The following is a 15,824-nucleotide window of genomic DNA, read 5'->3' as shown; positions in this document are numbered from 1 at the left end:
GGTCCTAGTCTTGATTAGTTTCTTGCGTTGTTTCTGTTTCAACATCTGAGTCAGCAATTTCATCTTCATCTGGGTCTGTGCCATTGAATGACTCTAATTGTCTTAGATAGGCTTCGGTTACGATCAATCTCACAACAGGAGTGATATTAATCATTTGGTTCTTACTGTCTTCTTCATAGGTTTTGCCGCGAATAACAATCCCATGACGACTAAACAAGGCCAAGATGTCTTTAAAACGTGTTTCATTGGGGATTTCACGTTTAACCAACTGAACGAATCTGTCTAGTATGGTGTGGGTATTGGTAGCCACAAAGCCATTATCCACCTCGAAGTTTTCAATTTTTTCTTCGTAAATTTGGCGTAGAACCAATAAGAATAATGTCTCGTCTGTTTTTAAACGCACAAAGGCTTCTTTTTGAACGGGTAAAACCCCCGCTAAACGCTCATTTTCGTTTATGTAGAGAGTCATACCCAACGCATCAAAAAGGTTAGCGAAGTAGTCCTGATAGGATTCTAAAAGAAGGTAATGCTTACGTTGGCCATGTTTGTAGGCGCTGGCAAATTGGTTTGCAATCACAAAGTTTGCGGTCTGTTGGAATTCTTGAGCGTCTTTGCCGGACTCTTCAACGACTTTTTTTAATTCTCTAAGCATTACGCTTTGCTCCTACGCACTACAGTAAATTCGCGACATTCAACGAAGTTGTGCACATCCAAATATTGATTAGTAAACTGTACTTCAAATGAATCTTCTATTTTCTTCGCACTTACACCAAGAGATCCGACATAACGTAAATGGTCAAAGCAAACAAAGTCTTCTACTGATTCGATGGTAAAATCCAGAATATGCTTACTCTCACCTAAAGCAATCTGAGTATCTAAATAATGTTGCATCTTAGGAATTGTCACTTGGCGAGCTTCATGGAAGCGACGTTGCTGATCACGAAGTTTAATGGCATCAGCCGACACTTCTGATGGTGTCATGACACGAGGCGGTGGTGGCTCACGACGTTTTGTTGGTTGCGCAGCTGAGGCCATACCAACAAAACGAGAACCAATAACTTGTTTTAAGATAGGCAGCTTGTCGTATTTCGCCACATCAGTAATGATGCCGGCCACTTTATTGGCCATGCCCGGCCGTGAACTGTCCATGTAACGCGCCGTATCGGCCGCTCGTTTTTCCAAACGATAGCGGTATTCGTCGATGCGCTCTAAGCGTTGCTCTATGTTACTGAAGGTCTGAATGATATCTCGACAGTCTTTTTCAACCATAGCTTGAGCTTCTGCCATGGTAATCAATTGTTGATCAACATAACATTGAGCAACCTGCCCCATGGTCTCAGGATTACTCAAAAATTCCTGAGTTAACTCAAGAATCTGGCGTCTAAATCGAAATGGGTTGTTACTGGTTTTGATCGTTTTGTAGTCGGCAATTAAAATACCTTCGACAAACAAATCAAAGAATCCTGCCACGATTGCTTTCGGGTCGCGGCTAGCAAATAATTCTCGCTGCAAGCTGCGAATACCAAGCAAAATCTGATTTAAATGCGCAGAGAAATCTCTAGAAGCTTCAGCAGACTGACGTAAAGTTACACCGCGTTCTTTTGGGTGCTTGGCTACCGATTCTAGGTTACTAAGTATACTTAATACAGTAGCACCATAGTTACGTTTACCATGACGGCTGATTTCGACTAAGGAGCGCAGCAACATAGAAATCTGCGGAGTCATTAACACGCTAACACGATACAGTTCTTGCTCTTCGACCAGCCACCCAGTATTGACTAAGCGGTGGTATATTCTTAGCGCATAGTCATGAATGGTTTTTGGTGAATCGAAGGATTCTTTTTGATCATCATGCCAAGCAAGCGTATCCAATTTGTGTAAGGTGTCTTCAATCGACTCAATGATTGTCGATTTATCTTTTATTGGGTCTTCTGCATGATCATAAAAAACATCGGCAAGGTCATTTAATACCGCCTCAATTAATGCTCTATTGGAGCCGCTTAAAGCCTGAAATATTTCATCAGGTAAGTGTCTAAATAGCATTCATCCGGCTCCATGAATTAACGAAAACTAATGGCATTTTTAAACCTTACCTAAATGATTGGCAACGACCGCCTGCATAGCCTGTTTTACTAATGCATCGTCTCCAATTGGCGGTAGCAATTCTATTTGAAGCTCAGCAGTTTGCAATGACTCTATTTGGGCTGGTACATCATGTCTTAGATGACGGCCAACCGCTAAAAATAGTGGCAACACAGCTAGGGTACGAACTTCTTTTGCCAATTTAGCGACAACATCTTCCAAAGAAGGAGATGTAAGTTCCATATAAGCCAAACTCACATTGTTTTTACCATACGTTTGAGACACTTGATTATAAAGTGATTCGAATGGCTCTTTCCAAAGGGGGTCAGGGCTTCCATGTGCAAGAAGTATGATGTGATCGTATTCTTTGCGTAGCATTTTGATACCTAATGTTTCTCGATTCCCCATTTTAGCCATCCTATGTCAGAAAAAGAAGGTGCAGAGTAAAAAAGCTTCAAATCTTCTGATGAAACAGGACAAATTTTAGATTATTCACTAGATTTAGGAAGTTATTGATCCTATTTCCTTTTTTATACGTAATACTGTAGCTATCGCAACACATGGAGCATTTTAAAGTGAAGATTTTGTTATCAGGAGCCACCGGCTTTATTGGCCAACATTTGCTTAAAACGTTACTAAAAGGTAACCATCAAGTTTACGCCCTTGTTAGACAAGTGGACAAACGTCTAGATAGTAAAGTTAAGCAACTGACTTTGGAATCACTCGTTGAATTAGATGAACAGTTAGATATTTTCATCAACCTCGCGGGTGAAAACATTGCGAGCCAACCATGGACCAATAAACGTAAGCAGACCTTATTTGAAAGCCGAGTGTCCTTAACAAATAACATAAAACAGTCCTTGAAGTACTCACCTAGAACGGTCATATCTATGTCTGCGGTTGGTTACTACGGTGTAGCAAGGCATGATGTTTTTTATGAGAATACGCCACCCAAAACAGGCTTCGCTCATGATTTGTGTGCGGCTTGGGAAGACGCTGCGAATGCATTTTCAACGGATAACACACGAGTCGTTATATTCCGATTAGGGGTTGTGTTAGGGACAGGTGGAGCACTTGGTAAAATGCGATTGCCTTTTTTGTGCGGACTAGGTGGGCCAATTGCAGGTGGCAAGCAATGGTTTTCATGGATTCATCTTGACGATGTAGTGAAGGCAATTAACCACGCCATTTCCGATCCATCTTATGTAGGAACCTTTAATTTAGTGGCTCCGCAATTGATTGAGCAAAAACGTTTTGCGCAATCTTACGCTGCAGTATTAAATCGCCCAGCGATTCTTCCGACACCGAAATGGATGCTAAATCTTATTTTTGGCGAGATGGCTTCTTTATTAACTGAGGGAGCAAAAATTGTACCGCAGAGGTTAGAGAAGCAAAGTTTTGAATTCCAGTATAGCAACATAGATGAAGCCCTGTTAGATATTGAAAAGCGTCGTTAATTGAAGACGGAAAGTCAGTTTTAACGCTTCTTTTTTAACACCGGTAAGCCTTTTTCATCATTTAGAGTGTTGGTGCAGACAGGGTAAGTTATACAGCCCCAAAAGTAGCCGTTTTTGCTTTTCTTTCTAACTAAATAGTGACCGCAAGCGCGACAAGGATATTTTTTCGTGCTTGAGGGAATGCCATTATCGTCTTCCACGGTTACTTTGCATTCAGGGTAATTAGAGCACCCCCAAAAAACATTATCTTTAAACGTCTTTCTTCTAAGTGGGGACTGACAAGCAGGACAAAGGTAGCGCTTAGCCCTTACGGGCTTGCCGTTTTCATTATTCGCAGTATAGCTGCATACAGGATAAGACTCGCAGCCCCAGAAAGCACCATTCGCGCCTTCTTTTAAAATCAGCAGGCTTTCGCATTTTGGGCAGCGATACCGAACCTTAGCCGATTTAATGTGAGCATCATCACCCTGTTCCAAGAACTCTTGTTCCCAGTTGCTAGAAGGTGATGCTAGTTTCTTACTGTCTTTTTCCTGCACAGACTTACTCTTTCGGGTTATTACAAGACGAACTGTCTTCTTTACAATCTTCCTGACCTACAAGACTGCGTATTTTTGATGCGCCTTTTCTCGCACTATCCGCAGTAGCTGTTCCGGCTTCTTTCATTTTATCCCATACGACTGAACCAGTGTCTTTGGCATTTTTGGCGACTTTACTGCCTAAATCAGAAGCTTTCTCGCCATACTCGGATGCTTTTTCCGATGCGCTATCCGCTATTTGTATAGTAGTATCTTTGGTCTTCCCCCACAATTCTTCAGCACCATTCTTAGCTTTATCAAGAGAGCTTTCTTCGGCCTGTACTATGGTCGACAGAAGGATAAAAGAGTAAATAATCGCTTTTATATATTTCATTATACGGCCTGTCTATTTTCACGAGTCGAAGAATTTAACCAACTAATTAGCTGATCAATATCACTAAGAGCTTCAAGCTGTGGGTAACGTAGCAATGTGTCATCTGTTACTTTTTCATGATCCCAAGTGCTATGGTAAGGAACATGTAGAGCCTGAGCCCCGAGGTCCAATACAGGCAACACATCTGATTTTAATGAGTTACCTATCATCAAAAAATTTTCTGCAGAAATTTGGTGGCGCTGCAATATTTGCAGGTAGGCGTCCGACGTTTTATCACTAACAATCTCAATGTCATCAAAATAATCCGCAATACCTGACCTAGACAACTTACTTTCTTGATCAAGTAGATCGCCTTTCGTAATAACCAGTAAACGATATTTCCCTTTCAACTGGGATAACACCCTTTCTATATTTGGTAACAAATCTACGGGAGATGCCAACATGCATTTAGCAAGCTGAATAATTTCATGTATTTCGTTACCAGAAATACGACCTTCCGTTAGTTCAATAGCCGTTTCGATCATGGATAAAGTAAAACCCTTAATGCCATAGCCAAAATGCTCTAGGTTTTTAATTTGCACCTCACCAAGGTGGGCGCGAATATAAGCTTCATCATGATACGGCAGAAGCAAATTAATAAACTCATCTTGGGCATGAATGAAAATGTCTTCATTCCGCCACAGTGTATCGTCTGCATCGAAAGCGATTGCTTTAATGTTTGAATTACTTAAATGCATTTTAGGTCCATTGCTTAGTATTTTGTTCAATCAAGTTAACATACAGAGCTACTTGATCTGCTGTGTCATTAAGCGCGGGAATGTAATCAAAGCCTAAGCCACCATTATTTTTGAACTCATCACCCAGCTCCAATGTTACTTCTTCAAGCGTCTCTATACAGTCAATTGAAAAAGCAGGGCTAATAATATTGATCTTTTTTATTCCCATCGAAGGCATCGCTTTTAATGTGGCATCAGCATAGGGTTTAAGCCACTCTTCACGCCCAAATCTAGACTGATAAACGTGAGTCCACTCGTGATCACCGAGGTCTAGCTCTTCTGCAACTAAACGACTGGTTGTTTCACATCGTCTTGCATAAGGGTCGCCATTGGTCACGTAGCGTTTAGGAATACCGTGATATGACAAAACCAAATGACGCCTTTCGCCCTGTTTATCCCATTGAGTTCGCACAGAATTAGCTAGTGCCTTAATGTATAAAGGATGGTCCGCGTAATCATGCAATAGCTGTAATGATGGCCAATGAGGGCAATTCTTTAAGGATTTCATTAATCTATCGTAAGCAGCTGCGGTCGTTGTAGCTGAGAATTGCGGGTACATAGGCATTACAAGGATGTTTTTTACGCCCTGCTTTCTCAATTTTTGAGCTGCCGTTTCAACACTGGGGTTGCCATAAGTCATTGCTAGTTCAACTGGAACACTATGACCCAATTTATCGGATAGCGATTTTTTTACATTGGCTTTTAAGCGATCACTTAACACCAACAGGGGGGAGCCTTCATCCATCCAAACTTGCTGATAAATTTTTGCCACTTTTGGCGGACGTAGAGTCAGAACAATCAGATTTAGAATAGGCTTCCAAATCAAAGGGTTTAAATCGACAACACGAGAATCAGACAAAAACTCTCTAAGGTAGCGGCGAACTGCAGGTGTTTGCGGGGCGTCTGGCGTCCCCAAGTTCATCATCAATACGCCATAGTCGCTCTTGTTTTTCATGCTATACCTTTTGGATTGGATTTATTGTCTATTATAAGCTAATAAAATGGGGACAATAATGAAAATACCAAGCTAATTCAGGCTTGATAATGTTTCGTTTAGTATCTGAAAAGAAGAATAGTGTCAGTTTTGCTTTATTGCCTTCTCAGCTAAAAGCACTTCAAGAAATCAATAAGCGAATGACTGAAAACACTATAAAGACGACGAAGCTAATGGAAAGGACATTTCTATCAAGCTCATTACCGCGATTACGACACAACCAATAAAAGAACATGTGACTACATGATAAAACGATCATTGAAGGCAGATGCACCGCTCCAGCAAAACCAGATACTCCCATATCATTGAATGTTTTGGCTGGATAAATAAAGCCTACCATTGCGGCGATAGAGGCAAAAACAACAAAACCATCTAATGTGCCTTGCCGTTGTATTTGATCAACTTTTCTTAGATGGCACAGACTATCCCCTAACACGCGTCCGCAGTTACCCGCCAGAAGAGACAAAACACCAACAATGAGTCCTACAATCATATTCCAAGACGTTGCGAATGGCATCACATGCGATCTTTCTAGCTTAGAAGAAAAAACAATATTAATTATCGCCATTAGAGATATTAATAAAAACGCAACTTTGAAGGTTAGTAGGCTACTAAGAGACAGAAGTTGAGCGCCTATTACACCACCCATTGCAATGCCTGGAGCGAAGTTAATAAGCTGCTGGGAGTCAACCGCCCCCTTCTTCATTGCAATAACCCAAGCATAAAGATGAGCTGGAATAAATGCGGTAATACAGGTTGCAACTACTGGAAGCATGAGTGCTTGAAAAGACAAACCAAACACCGGCATAAAAAAATATAAGGCAGGGATAGCGATCAAGGTAGGTGCTATCCTTATAACAGAAGCAACTGAGCCAGTTGCAGCACCAATAAAAAGTAATAGTATAATCATTTCAATGGTGGGCATAAAAACAAGACACCTTCTTTAGCCATAACTCTATAGTTATGAGTAAGACAACAAAAAGCAGGCCTTCGCCTGCTCTTTTAATAAACTAAAATTACGCGAAATAGCTATTCTTGCTCAACAACAGTACGCATGCGATCCTGAATCAATGTTGCTAATTTATCTGGCTGAAATTTTGATAAGAAATCATCACAACCTACTTTTTGCACCATTGCTTTGTTAAAACTACCGCTTAGTGATGTATGTAAAACGATATAAAGATCTTTAAGTCTTGGATCTTCACGAACTTCACGCGTTAAACGATATCCATCCATTTCAGGCATTTCGGCATCAGTGATCATCATCAGCAGTTTTTCTGGAACGATCTCGCCTTCGTCAGCCCACTTCTTAAGCGCCTCCAAGCCACGTTTACCGTTAGTCGCCTCATGCACTTTTATACCCAAAAAGTCTAATGTGGAACGGCACTGGGCTAGAGCAACCGATGAATCATCCACGATTAAAACCTCTAAACCTTTTGCTAGGGATAATAAATCTTTATCAATTACATGATCACTGATGCTACCGTCATAAGGAGAAATTTCGGCTAAGACTTTTTCAACATCAATAATTTCAACAATACGGTCATTAACACGAGTTATTGCAGTTAAATAATGCTGGCGACCAGTGCCATCTGGTGGCGGTAAGATTTCATTCCAATTCATATTGATAATGCGATCTACCTCACCAACCATAAACCCTTGAACAGTATTGTTATACTCTGTCACAATTAAATTGCATGGCTGAGTACGGTCGATTGGTCTCATACCAATGGACTCAGATAAATCGATAACTGGGACGGTTCTACCACGGAAATGTGTTACGCCAGCCACAGATGGGTGTCTATGTGGCATTAAGTTCAACTTAGGAAGCATGACGACTTCTTGAACTTTAAAAACGTTTATTGCAAACATTTGCATTCCGCCAAGGCGAAACATTAGAAGTTCTAAGCGGTTTTCACCCACCAGCTTAGTTCTTTGGTCTACAGCGTCTAACATGCTTGCCATATATTTACTCCAAACATTTTAAATTAAGGCATTATTCCATTATAACCATGATATTCTATAAGGCTAAATCTTACAGTGTTTTTTTGTGTTAACTCTTTCTAGCAAGGACTCTTAATGAAAGACGCCGATGTACTTTTTTGTCGTAAAGCCGTTGTAAATCGACTATCAGAAACAATCGCGTATTACATACTGCACCCAAACAGTGATGCACAGGGTCAGGACACTTCCTTTTTAAGCTCCCTGTTTGTTGATGTTAATCTTACCGAAATTACACAGCAAAAAACCATTTATTTTCAAACAAGTCTACATGAACTCCCTGCTCTACCGCTACAAAGCAATATTCACATGGTCATTTTCTTAAGTGGCACAGAACTATCACTAACGGATATGGATTCATTGTCAGAGTTTCGTCTTCAAGGATATCAATTCGGCATTATAAACCCTGATCTAGCATTATTCCCTGCCAGTTTTTTCAGTGTTTTTTCTCACGTACTTTTTACTCTAAATTGCCTATCAATTGAAGACGTAATTGAAACAGTTAAACACCCTTCACTGTCTGCAAAGAGTATTTGGGTAAACAAAATCGATAATATAGAGCAATTTCATCAGCTTCAAAAGGTCATTCCTGAAGGTCAATTTAGTGGTAATGCCATACATAAGGTAAAACCAGTCAAAGGAAAGCGCATCTTAGCCTACAAAGCCATTCTGATGGATTTATTAGTCGCTTTACATAACCAAGAATCCTCTCCAATTGTTTTAGCAGAATGCATTGAACGCGACCCCACGTTAACGTACCGGATTATCAAGCTTACTCATACAGTAATGTATCGAAGTCAATTTAATGTCTCCAACGCTCAGCGAGCAATCGAGATTATTGGTATTAGAGAACTAATAAAATGGGTCGGACTTGTTATGTTTGGCAGTGTGCCAGGTAGGCCAGATTGCCTTTTTCCTATAGCAGTATCTAGGGCCTGTTTTTGTCAAAGTCTCTCGGCAGCATTATTTCCAAAATTAGAAGGCGCATTTTTGGTGGGTTTGTTCTCATATCTTCCTAGCTTCCTAGACGAAGAAATGCCATCGCTGTTAAAAGATTTACCATTAGATGAGAATATAAAAACAGCTCTATTAGAATACAAAGGCAATTTAGGTGGTGTATTAAAAATAGTCGTTGCCTATGAAGCGGGTCGATGGGAGAAAATTCCTTTTGATCTACTTAAGAGTCAAAACATATCAAAACAATCATTAAAACAGCTGTACATAGAAAGTTTAAAAGAAGCTCGTGAGATGGGGCGCTTATGATAGACATCGGAGTTAATATCAATCACCGTTTTTTTCTAGATGATTTAGACAGTACTTTTGCAGATATGCAGGATGCAGGTGTCAGAGGCATGATTTGCATCGCTTCTGACCTAGAAGAAAGCCATCAAATTCAGGTATTAAGCCAGAACCACCCAGCAATGTGGCACACATTAGGCTGTCATCCCCACCAGGCAAAAACGTGGAATGCAAACAGTAAATCTCAAATAACGGATCTAATTAATGCAGCAAGACCTGTTGCAATAGGTGAAACCGGACTTGATTTCAATCGCAACTACTCAACACCAAACGAACAATTACATGCATTTAATGAGCAAATTGAGTTAGCCATTGAGCACCAGCTACCCTTGTATCTGCATGAAAGAGATGCACACAAAGAGATGATAGAGATACTTAAGCAACATCCAGATCTGGCTAAAAAATCCGTTATTCATTGTTTTACTGGCAGTCGAATTGAGTTAGAAGGATATTTAGAGTTAGGTTTATTTATAGGTATCACGGGGTGGGTATGTGATGAACGCCGAGGTGAAGACTTGCAAGCTTCTATACCTCATATTCCTTTGAATAAGCTGTTAATAGAAACCGACGCGCCGTTTCTATTGCCACGCAATATTCGACCACGCCCTAAGAAAAATCACCCTAAATATTTGCCCTGGGTAGCACAAGAAGTTGCCAGACTAAAAAACATTACTGTCGAAGAGCTCGTAAGAATAACAATCGATAACACAGAAACCGCCTTCGGAATTCGTGCCTAACAAAGCCACTAAAGCAAAGATATTTGTTGCGATAGCAAACTTGCCATGTTGGTTTTGAAAAATGGCAGGATACTATCTGCAATAGGCTCTATCTGCTTTTCGATATAATGCTCATAATCTAAATCGATTAAATCATCAGCGCTTTCGTAAGGCACCACGCCTGAACGTTGATATAGGTAATAAACGCGTTTCCTACCTTTATTGTATTCTAGCGGTAGCCCTTGCTCTTCTCTTTTTTGATCAATTATTGCCGCCGCCCTAACATGTGGTGGCTTATTTTTTGTGTAGGAAGACAAAGGGCGACTTAACTGCTTGCTGTAAATCAGCTGATCATCAAAGCCACCAGCTCTTAATTTTTCTATAGTCTGCTGAATATAAACAACCGGGCTCTCATCATTAAACACTTTTTCAAAAAGGGTTCGCTGAAACTGCCTTGCCAAAGGTGTCCAATCGGTTCGCGCCGCTTCCAAGCCTTTAAAAACAAGTTCTCCCTTTGATTTACCAGCGTAGCGTTTTTTACTGCCTTCTTCTTGCCCTCGTATTGTCGGCATAAAGAACCTTTCGTAAACCCTCTCAAACTCAAGCTCTAAATGGGAATCAAGCTGAGCATATTCCTTACACCAATTTGAAAGGCAAACGTTAATATCATCACGCAATTGCTCACCTTGTGTCTGAGGATCTGCTAGATCATTGCCCAACGTGACAAATAAAGAATCCGTATCACCATATATTACTTTTGCGCCACGCTCCTCCATCCAAGCTTGCGTTTTACCTAATAATTCATGGCCACGCATAGTAATTGAGCTTGCTAATTCAGCATGATAAAAACGGCAAACATTTGATCCCAGAACACCATAAAACGAATTCATGATGATTTTTATGGCGTAGCTCAAAATGCTATTACCCACTCTTTTTGCTTCTTCCCGTGCTTGAGCGAGCTCACCAACTAATGACGGCAAAATCGCCTTTTGCCTATCAAAGTGCGCCCCCAAAAAACCTGGAACCAACTGAATTCCAGCCGCTTCATCTTGTGTCGAATCACTACTTATGTGCTTAGCAATTATTCGAGCTAAGGGATCTACATAAAAGGTACGAATAATACTTGGATAAAGGCTTTTAAAATCAAATACCAATACATTTTTATATAACCCAGGTATGGAAGACATGACGAAACCGCCAGGGCTAGCAACAAAGTCATCATCACTCCAAGCGGGCGCAACCCAACCCGAAGTATGCAACCTAGGCAAATATAAGTTTTCAAAGGCGGCAACCGATCCACCAGTTTGTTCAAACGGAATACCGGTTAAGTCGACACGAGTTTGCTGTAATTCGATGAGTTTTAACTTTTCAAAAATACGCATGACAAGATCGCAGTCTTGAAGGTTATAGGCAACAAACGCGTCTAAATCTTCTCTATGTAACCTCTCTATTTCTTGCCAACGCTCGCTGCCATGTAATAGCTTGCCATCATCAAGGATCTCGTTGCTGACATTGTTTAAACTGTAGGATTCGAAGTGATAACCACCTACTTTCAATAAAGTAATACCGTCTAACGCAACACGCCCAGGAATACTCGCAAAGTATTTCCCTTGGTTATCTGAAGAACGAATATTCCAATTTTCCCCATTCACGCCAAACGCCGGACGAATACCTAAAACCTGACAGCGCTGATCAATAAACTGCAAATCAAAACCAATTAAATTCCAACCAATAAAAATGTCTGGTGAGTGCTTTTTTACATAACGAATAAACGCCAATAACAAGCTTTTTTCATCACTGAAGCGATGAATGATCGGTGAGGTATTTTCTTGATCGGTAACCACAAAAGCAACACGCTGATCTCGCGATGTGACGCCAATAGAGAGTAAGGTATTGGTTGAGACTGAAGTTTCGATATCCAGTGACCACACATTCCAATCGGGTTGCCAATTTCCCGCAATGACTCGGGCTTGATGAAATGTTTGATTACTAGAATCCGGAATGCCGATAAATCGCACGGCACCACGTATGTTGCGTTCCATCAAATATCGGTTGTGGGCTTTTATATCTTCCTCGAAAACAGAGAAGCCATTGCTCTTTACCCACTTAATCATTTGCTGGTGGAGCGTCAGGCTATTACTCTGAACTAGGACAACAGGTTCATTATTGAATGATTTCAAAGCGGATGCAGAACATTGAACGCCCACCACATCCTTGGGAAGGCTTTGTAACGGTGCATCGGTGAAAAATACGCTAAGCTGTCTATCTGGAAGGACCTTAACGGTTCCTTCCGGTGTTTTAATAAAAAGGCTCATTTCAATGTGGCCATTAACCTCTTTCGTATGGCGACTCACAATATAGCCAGTTTTTTCTACAAACATCTAAACAGCCCAGTATATTAAAAAGCACATAATCCAAAAACGCATAGGATACGTTTTTAATTATAACCCACGCAGTAAAAGCATGGGCGGCACTTTTAGCACAGTCCTACTGGCAAATATACCAATGGTTGAAATGACAACCACGCCAATCGTCGGCCCCAACACCCACAATAAAGGATGGAAACTCGCTTCAGCATTAAAAACAAACACCTGCAAGCCTAACAAGCAGGTTTCAGCGCCTATGGCAGCAATCAGACCAGCAAAGAATCCAAGGGCGCCAAATTCAACTAATAAAGCCTGTCGCACTAACGCTCCTCGTGCTCCTAGCACTCGCAATAAAGCCCCTTCCTCTAAACGCTCTTCTAATGTCGAGCGTACGCTGGCCAACAACACCAAAGCGCCGGCACTCAGAATACAAAACAACACCAACTGAATTGCCTGAGACAACTGCCCTATGATGGTTTGAATTTGTTTCAAGATATCGCCTACATTCAAAATCGACACGGTAGGAAACTTCGCCATGGATCGATAAAAGTCTTGCGCCTCAGTATCACTAACAAACAAGCTACTCACAAAGTTGGCTGGGTAATCTTCCAAAGCACTTTTAGGTAAAATTAGATAAAAATTAGGCTGCATTGAGCCCCAGTCCACAGTACGAACAGAGGTAATTGGCAAAGTCACAATGTTGCCACCAATATTAATGGTTAGCTCATCGCCTATTTCTAGATTGGCTTCTTTCGCTGCTTCCTGCTCAACAGAAAGACCTTCAGCGGAAAAATCACCTTCAATAAGTTCATTGCCTTTCCCTAGTGTGTCTGACCAAGTGAGATTTAACTCTCGCTCATAGAGCTCTGGCTCACCTCTACCTTCAGGATAAAGGGACTGAATTGTCGTGTTATTCACTGCGGTAACGCGACCTCGCACCATTGGATACCAGTCGGATTTTTTGAGGCCCAATTGAGTGGTATCACTATTTATCTGATCAATTTGGTTTGCTTGCACATTGAACAAATAATGATTAGGCGCATCTTCTGGAAGTTGCTGTTGCCAGTCAGCAATCAAGCTCGATTTCACCCCAATCAAGATCAAAGTCAGCATAATAATTAAGGTGAAGACCAAAAGTTGAAATAAGTTAGGGATCAATCTTCTGTATAAGGAAGCAAGACCTATCTGCCAACCACTGGTTGCTCCAGATGTTAATGAACGCCCCAATTTAAAGGCAACCCACCCAATAGCGGCGACAAACAGCGCGATCCCTAAAATGGCCGCCGTCATAATACTTGGAAGCAAAAAGCCATTGGTATACAAGCACATCAAAGCAAACATACCAATAAAGCCGATTACATAAATCGCCACACCATTGAGCTCAACTTTGGCATTAGGTTGAAGCACTGAAAGTGGTGATATTTTGATAAGGCGCGACATCAAAGGCAGACAAAAAACCACCATAGAAATTAGGCCAGTGGCTGCCCCTAACCACAAACGACTAACAGATGGCTCTGGTAAAGTCGTCGACATTAGACCAGACAGCAAAGAGGCGATGATTTCTTGCAACCCCCAGCCGATTGCCAAGCCTATAGCAGCGCCCACAATAAATAGTATGGACAACTGTAGGAAGAATAATTTCCCTAATAACTTAGGCGTTGCACCAATGGTTTTTAAAATAGCAACTTGCATCAAATGACGCTTTACAAACCGAGCGGAGGCCAGCGCCATGGCAACACCAGACATGACCACAGCTAAAGTACCAGCCAACAGCAAAAAAGACTCTGCACGGCCAATGGTATCGCCTATACGCTCTCCTCGTTGCGTTGGTGTTTGCCAGCGTTGCCCCTCATCCAATTGTGGCGTTATCCATTCTTCATACTCATCAAGAGATGCTTTGTTACCTGCAAACAATAGTGAGTAACGCACTCGACTACCAGGTATGATGACGTTTGTCGCAGCAAGATCGGCCATATTCATCACGGCACGAGGTGAAATGGCAAACGCAGAGGTAGTTGATCCTGGATCTCGGACTAAATATTGGCTAACTTTAAGAGAGGCGTCGCCCACTTCCACCTGATCGCCAAGCTTAAGTTTGAGTAAACTGGCCAACTGGGACGATACCCAGATTTCCCCTTGCTTAGGCGTGTCAGTGGAACGCTTTCCGGTACCGAACAAAACGTCATCAACCAGATAAGCCCCTTTCAATGGATATTCGTCCGTAACTGCACTTAATTGAGACAGCTGAAGTGAATCGCCTGCAAACATCATCGTTGTGAAAGACGTTCTTTGTGCGGTTTGCAAAGAAAGCTCATTAGCTTTGGCTTCCCAAGACTCAGGAATCACGTCATCTGAACGAATTAAGCGATCAGCGGCTAATAAATTCGCGGATTCCTGCTCAAAGGATAATTGTAAGCGATCAATAAACAGGCCTATCGATGTGACTGTGCTTACTGAAATAACCAAAGCCAATAGAAGCGTGATTAAGTCACCACTACGAATGTCTCGAAACATTAAGCGAAAGGCAAAACTCATAAGGATTTTTCCGTTAGCTGACCGGCAGACATGACCAATTGACGGTCGCATAGTTTGGCAAGTTCATTATCATGCGTCACCATTACCAATGTCGTGCCTTGAGATTGGTTAAGATCAAATAGCAATTTAATAATCAATTTACCATTTTCTTCATCAAGATTACCTGTCGGCTCGTCAGCGAAAAGTATTTTGGGGTTCGATGCAAAGGCACGTGCAATGGCAACACGTTGCTGTTCACCACCTGATAGCTGATTTGGATAATGGGTCAAGCGGTGCGACAGCCCTACTTTTTCAAGTAATGCTTCCGCTTTATTACGTGCATCTTTATCACCTTTTAATTCAGCCGGTAACATAACGTTTTCGATGGCTTGAAGACTTGGCAAAAGATGAAAAGATTGGAAAACAAAACCCACATATTGGCCACGAGCTAATGCCCTTTGCTCTTCAGATTGGCTAGAAAACTCTTGCTCGTACAAGAAAATATCGCCAGACGTATTGACATCCAAACCAGCTAATAGACCCAATAACGTGGACTTACCTGAACCAGATGAACCAACGATAGCAACCGACTCGCTTTCCTTGATTTCCATATTAATTCCTTTCAATATGGTTAAATTCCCTGTATTCGATGTCACGGTATGAGTTAAATTAGATACTTTAATCGCGGTGTTTCTAGCCATAGTGATTCA

At 41.4% G+C, this 15,824-nt stretch carries 15 protein-coding genes; 3 read left to right on the top strand and 12 right to left on the bottom strand.

Annotated elements, in window-relative coordinates:
- Positions 1-4: 4 nt before the first annotated feature.
- From KDW99_RS10185 to KDW99_RS10175, 3 genes are read right to left on the bottom strand one after another with little or no spacing between them, the layout of a single operon-like run.
- The gene (locus KDW99_RS10185) at positions 5-652 is read right to left on the bottom strand and encodes a DUF4194 domain-containing protein (RefSeq protein WP_255829194.1); all 648 of its coding nucleotides are present in this window, start codon (positions 650-652) and stop codon (positions 5-7) included.
- Entirely contained in the window at positions 652-2,043 is a 1,392-nt protein-coding gene (locus tag KDW99_RS10180; RefSeq protein WP_255829193.1) for a Wadjet anti-phage system protein JetA family protein, read from the bottom strand. Before KDW99_RS10180 ends, KDW99_RS10185 begins: the two co-directional genes overlap by 1 nt.
- 39 nt (positions 2,044-2,082) lie before the next feature.
- Positions 2,083-2,490, bottom strand: coding sequence for a sirohydrochlorin chelatase (locus KDW99_RS10175; RefSeq protein ID WP_255829192.1), 408 nt, complete (start codon positions 2,488-2,490; stop codon positions 2,083-2,085).
- Between the two features lie 167 nt (positions 2,491-2,657).
- On the opposite strand from KDW99_RS10175, the gene KDW99_RS10170 reads away from it, so the two are divergent.
- The gene (locus KDW99_RS10170; protein WP_255829191.1) at positions 2,658-3,539 is read left to right on the top strand and encodes a TIGR01777 family oxidoreductase; all 882 of its coding nucleotides are present in this window, start codon (positions 2,658-2,660) and stop codon (positions 3,537-3,539) included.
- 20 nt (positions 3,540-3,559) lie between these two features.
- Here the strand turns inward: KDW99_RS10170 and KDW99_RS10165 are convergent, their stop codons facing one another.
- The 6 genes from KDW99_RS10165 to KDW99_RS10140 form a co-directional block, all read right to left on the bottom strand.
- Positions 3,560-4,075, bottom strand: a complete 516-nt coding sequence (locus KDW99_RS10165) for a DNA topoisomerase family protein (protein ID WP_255829190.1) — start codon at positions 4,073-4,075, stop codon at positions 3,560-3,562.
- A 4-nt stretch (positions 4,076-4,079) separates the two neighbouring features.
- Positions 4,080-4,448 carry a hypothetical protein gene (locus KDW99_RS10160; RefSeq protein ID WP_255829189.1) on the bottom strand — a complete coding sequence of 123 codons (369 nt, stop codon included), beginning with the start codon at positions 4,446-4,448 and terminating at the stop codon, positions 4,080-4,082.
- Positions 4,448-5,185 (bottom strand): HAD family hydrolase, encoded by a 738-nt coding sequence (locus tag KDW99_RS10155; RefSeq protein ID WP_255829188.1) that lies wholly within the window; start codon positions 5,183-5,185, stop codon positions 4,448-4,450. The genes KDW99_RS10160 and KDW99_RS10155 overlap by 1 nt, the downstream gene beginning before the upstream one ends.
- A gap of 1 nt (position 5,186) precedes the next feature.
- A complete protein-coding gene (gene hemH, locus KDW99_RS10150; RefSeq protein ID WP_255829187.1) occupies positions 5,187-6,179 on the bottom strand; it encodes a ferrochelatase in 993 nt (330 codons plus the stop codon).
- 160 nt (positions 6,180-6,339) lie between these two features.
- Positions 6,340-7,143, bottom strand: coding sequence for a sulfite exporter TauE/SafE family protein (locus KDW99_RS10145; protein WP_255829186.1), 804 nt, complete (start codon positions 7,141-7,143; stop codon positions 6,340-6,342).
- Between the two features lie 104 nt (positions 7,144-7,247).
- Complete coding sequence (locus KDW99_RS10140; protein ID WP_255829185.1) at positions 7,248-8,183, bottom strand: chemotaxis protein CheV; 936 nt, start codon at positions 8,181-8,183, stop codon at positions 7,248-7,250.
- A gap of 114 nt (positions 8,184-8,297) precedes the next feature.
- Here KDW99_RS10140 and KDW99_RS10135 point away from each other — a divergent pair, with 114 nt between their 5' ends.
- Both KDW99_RS10135 and KDW99_RS10130 read left to right on the top strand, forming a co-directional pair.
- Positions 8,298-9,482, top strand: coding sequence for an EAL and HDOD domain-containing protein (locus KDW99_RS10135; protein WP_255829184.1), 1,185 nt, complete (start codon positions 8,298-8,300; stop codon positions 9,480-9,482).
- A complete protein-coding gene (locus tag KDW99_RS10130) occupies positions 9,479-10,255 on the top strand; it encodes a TatD family hydrolase (protein WP_255829183.1) in 777 nt (258 codons plus the stop codon). The genes KDW99_RS10135 and KDW99_RS10130 overlap by 4 nt, the downstream gene beginning before the upstream one ends.
- Before the next feature lie 8 nt (positions 10,256-10,263).
- Here KDW99_RS10130 and KDW99_RS10125 read toward each other — a convergent pair whose 3' ends face one another.
- The 3 genes from KDW99_RS10125 to KDW99_RS10115 are packed head-to-tail and all read right to left on the bottom strand — an operon-like array spanning position 10,264 to position 15,815.
- Positions 10,264-12,615 (bottom strand): DNA polymerase II, encoded by a 2,352-nt coding sequence (locus KDW99_RS10125; protein WP_255829182.1) that lies wholly within the window; start codon positions 12,613-12,615, stop codon positions 10,264-10,266.
- 60 nt (positions 12,616-12,675) lie between these two features.
- Positions 12,676-15,135: an ABC transporter permease gene (locus tag KDW99_RS10120; RefSeq protein ID WP_255829181.1), complete on the bottom strand. Its 2,460-nt coding sequence runs from the start codon at positions 15,133-15,135 to the stop codon at positions 12,676-12,678.
- Positions 15,132-15,815 (bottom strand): ABC transporter ATP-binding protein, encoded by a 684-nt coding sequence (locus KDW99_RS10115; RefSeq protein ID WP_255829180.1) that lies wholly within the window; start codon positions 15,813-15,815, stop codon positions 15,132-15,134. The genes KDW99_RS10120 and KDW99_RS10115 overlap by 4 nt, the downstream gene beginning before the upstream one ends.
- Positions 15,816-15,824: the final 9 nt, after the last annotated feature.

Source organism: Marinomonas rhizomae (genome assembly GCF_024397855.1).
In the GTDB taxonomy this organism is placed as follows: domain Bacteria; phylum Pseudomonadota; class Gammaproteobacteria; order Pseudomonadales; family Marinomonadaceae; genus Marinomonas; species Marinomonas rhizomae_A.
Note: the sequence above shows the minus strand (reverse complement) of the source record. Positions and strands in the feature narration are given on the sequence as shown.